The following is a 3,426-nucleotide window of genomic DNA, read 5'->3' on the forward strand; positions in this document are numbered from 1 at the left end:
CGGCACCGTCGAGCTCGGCGCGGACGGCTCGCGCTGCGGCGAGCCGGTGACGCTGCTGGTCGAGTGCAGCGTCCCGCCCCCGCGCCTGATCGTCTTCGGGGCGATCGACTTCGCGGCCGCCCTGGTCCGGGCCGGCCGCTTCCTCGGCTACCGGGTGACCGTATGCGACGCCCGGCCCGTCTTCGCCACCGCCGCGCGCTTCCCCGAGGCGGACGAGGTCGTCGTCGACTGGCCCCACCGCTACCTCGATGCCCAGCGCCTGGACGGCCGCAGCGCCCTGTGCGTCCTGACGCACGACGCCAAGTTCGACGTGCCCCTGCTGGAGCGGGCGTTGCGGCTGCCCGTGGCCTACGTCGGCGCGATGGGCTCGCGGCGCACGCACGAGGACCGGCTGCGCCGGCTGCGGGAGGCCGGGCTGGGGGACCGGGAGCTCGGCAGGCTGCACTCACCCATCGGGCTCGACCTGGGAGCCCGGACGCCGGAGGAGACCGCGCTGTCGATCGCGGCGGAGATCGTCGCGGTGCGGCGCGGGGGCTCCGGCGTCCCGCTCACGGGCGGCGGGATGCCGATTCACCGCGACACGGGCCGGGTCGACGCCCGGCCGGCCTCGGCGGCCTGAGCCGTGAACACCGGCAGGTAGCCGTAACGATGGCCGTTGTCGGTGGGGTGGTAGGACTCCTGGGGCGGCAGGGTGACGCTGTGGATCCACGGGGCGGACGAGCAGATCTCGTGCCCGGCGAACGTGGCGTTCACGTCGCCGAACCGGAAGCCGTGCCCGGCGGCCCGCTCCGCCATGAGGCGGTTGAGCGTCTCCTCGGCCTCGTCGATCGCGGTGCGCGCCCGCTCGCTCAGCCCCACCACACAGCGGCCGTTGAGGTGGTACAGCCGCGGATAGCCGAGCACGACGACGCGCGCGCCCGGGGCCCGGTCCCTGATGGTGCGGTAGAGGGTGTCCAGCCGCCCGGGCAGCGTGCTCGTCACGAACGAGCGGGCACCGGCCACCTTGGCCAGGCACGTCTTCTCCGGGCTCGTGACGCAGGTGGTCATCACGTCGCCGAAGCCGGCGTCGTTGCCGCCGGCCGTGATGCTCACCAGGTCGGTGCGGTTCGTGAGCGGGCCGAGCTGGGAGCCGATGACGTCACCGGTGGTCGCCCCCGAACAGGCCGTGAATCTGAAGGAGGTGACCGCGTGGGCGGCCGCCCAGCGCGCCGGGTACGCGTGCGAACTGCGCATGCATTCGTCGGAGGCCGGGTCGTACGCGCCCGCGCCGAGGCCGGAGGAGTACGAGTCGCCGAGCGCGACGTATTCGACGCCGGACGCGGTGGCGGGGTGGTGAGGGCCGGGCGGGGTGGCCGCTTGCGCGGCGGTTCCGGTCAGCAGCAGGGCGGACAGCGAGCACAGGATCGCGGCGAGCCGCCGCCGGGGACGGGAGAAGGCTGTCATGCCCGGGCAACGAGCAGGGGAGTGACCCGACACGGCCGGAGTGCCTCCTGTGACACCACCGGGACGTCCCGTCCCGACCGGCCCCGGCACCATGTGCGCCGGTCGGCGTGTGGGACCATGCGGCGCTGTTGTCCCTCTACACCTGAGAGTCGCTTTGTCGCATTCCAGACCGAGAGCCGGGTGGACCCGGACTCTCGCCGTCGCGCTCACCATGGCCGCGTGCGGCACGACCGCCACGGCGACCGTGGCCTCCGCCGCCACCGCGCTGTCGCCGGCCGCCGGGCCGGCCTCCGCCGCCGAGAAGTACTGGACGGCCGAGCGGATGGCCGCCGCGCAACCCCTCGACGCGGGCCGCGCGCCCGCCCGCGCGGCCACGCCGCGCGTGAGCGGTCTCGCCCGCTCGGCCCCCTCCGTCGCCGCCCCGGCCGGCACGCCGCAGGGCACGTACGGCGACGGCATACCGATGGTGGGAACGTTCTTCATCGGCTCCGGCCCGAGCGGTCCCACCTACTGCACGGCCAGTGTCGTGCACAGCGCCGGCCGCAACCTCGTGCTCACCGCCGGGCACTGCGCCAAGGTCCTCGCCAAGGGCGGCCAGGCGATCTTCGTGCCGCAGTACCGCAAGGGCAAGGACGCGGCCGGCCAGCCCTACGGCGTCTTCCCGGTCGACAAGGTCTTCGCCGACCCGCGCTACACCAGGAACAGCACGGGCCCCGACTCCAACCTCGACTTCGCCTTCGCCCGCGTCCTGCCCAACGCCCAGGGCGCCAGGGCCGAGGACCGGACGGGGGCGCTGCGGCTGACGAACACGCCGCGCTGGACCAGCACGGTCACCGTCACCGGCTACCCGTCCTCGCACAACCCCGACCAGCGGGCCATCGGCTGCACCGTGCCCACCTCCCGGCTGCCCGGCTTCCGCCAGACGCAGCTCAAGTGCGGCGGCTACTACGGCGGTGTCTCCGGCAGCCCGCTCGTCACGAACTACGACGCGAAGTCCCGCACCGGTGACGTCATCGGCAACATCGGCGGCTACAACGGCGGCGGCAACCTCGCGGGCGACGACTGGCTCAGCTACTCGCCCGTCTACGACGGGGAGATCCAGGCGCTCTACGCGGACGCGGTCGCCGACCGCACCCCCGCGCGCGGCGCCTACCAGGCGCCCTCCGACAGCTCCAGGCTGCCCGGCGCGGCCTCGACCTGGACCCACGCCCGGCACCTGGTCTCCGGCGACTACGACGGCGACGGCCGGAGCGACCTGGTGACCGTCTGGACCGACGGCGAGGTCACCCTCTACCCGGGCGACGGGAAGGGCGGCTTCGGCACCGAGCGGCAGCTGGCGAAGGCCGGCAGCTTCTGGAAGCGCGCCGAGGCCGTCACCGGCGGCGACTTCACCGGGGACGCGCGCCCCGACGTGCTGGTCCGCTGGGACACGGGCAAGGTCAGCCTCTACTCGGACGGGTTCGGCACCGGCAAGGAGTACACCCTCGCCGCGGCCGGTTCGGGCTGGAAGAACGCGACGCAGATCACCAGCGGCCGGTTCAGCGGCACCAACAAGCCGTCCGACCTCGTGGTGCGCTGGGCGGACGGCTCGATGAGCGTCGTCACCGGCGTGAGCGCCTCCGGCCTCGGCACCGAGAAGCGGCTGGCGGGCCCGGGCGGCGCGAAGTACGTCACCGCGATCGCCGGCGTCCAGCACGCCGGCCAGACGCGCTCCAGCGTGCTGCTCCGCTGGGCCGACGGTTCGCTGGACTCCTGGCAGGTCACCGACTCGGGCTGGGGCGGCCACAGCCGCGTCCAGGCGGCCAACGCCTCCTGGGCGGGGGCCACGGCGATGGTCACCGGCGACTACGCCGCCACCGGCCGCCCGGACGACCTCGTCGTGCGCTGGACCAACGGTGCCCAGCGCATGCCGAGCCGGTCGACGGCGGAGCCGACGGCCGTGGTGCGGGTGGCGCCGACCTCCAGGGCCACGGCCAGGTCCTC

General features: G+C 74.4%; 2 protein-coding genes and 2 pseudogenes. 2 read left to right on the forward strand and 2 right to left on the reverse strand.

From position 1 onward, the window contains the following. On the forward strand, positions 1-619 hold a 619-nt coding region (locus AB0K09_RS31540), incomplete at its 5' end, for an XdhC family protein (protein WP_366068818.1). Here the strand turns inward: AB0K09_RS31540 and AB0K09_RS31545 are convergent. Then, on the reverse strand, positions 571-1,443 hold the full coding sequence (locus AB0K09_RS31545) for an SGNH/GDSL hydrolase family protein (protein ID WP_366068819.1): 873 nt from the start codon (positions 1,441-1,443) through the stop codon (positions 571-573). The genes AB0K09_RS31540 and AB0K09_RS31545 overlap by 49 nt on opposite strands. 463 nt (positions 1,444-1,906) lie before the next feature. On the opposite strand from AB0K09_RS31545, the pseudogene AB0K09_RS31550 reads away from it, so the two are divergent. Further along, a pseudogene (locus AB0K09_RS31550) lies at positions 1,907-2,803 on the forward strand (trypsin-like serine protease); the annotation flags it as partial. A gap of 527 nt (positions 2,804-3,330) precedes the next feature. Here the strand turns inward: AB0K09_RS31550 and AB0K09_RS31555 are convergent. Then, positions 3,331-3,426: pseudogene (locus tag AB0K09_RS31555) on the reverse strand (DUF5936 domain-containing protein); the annotation flags it as partial.

This window comes from Streptomyces sp. NPDC049577 (genome assembly GCF_040675635.1).
Classification (GTDB): domain Bacteria; phylum Actinomycetota; class Actinomycetes; order Streptomycetales; family Streptomycetaceae; genus Streptomyces.

Excerpts from the sequence above, each read along its gene's own strand:
- AB0K09_RS31545 (WP_366068819.1), bottom strand. The coding sequence starts at position 1,443 with ATGACAGCCTTCTCCCGTCCCCGGCGGCGGCTCGCCGCGATCCTGTGC.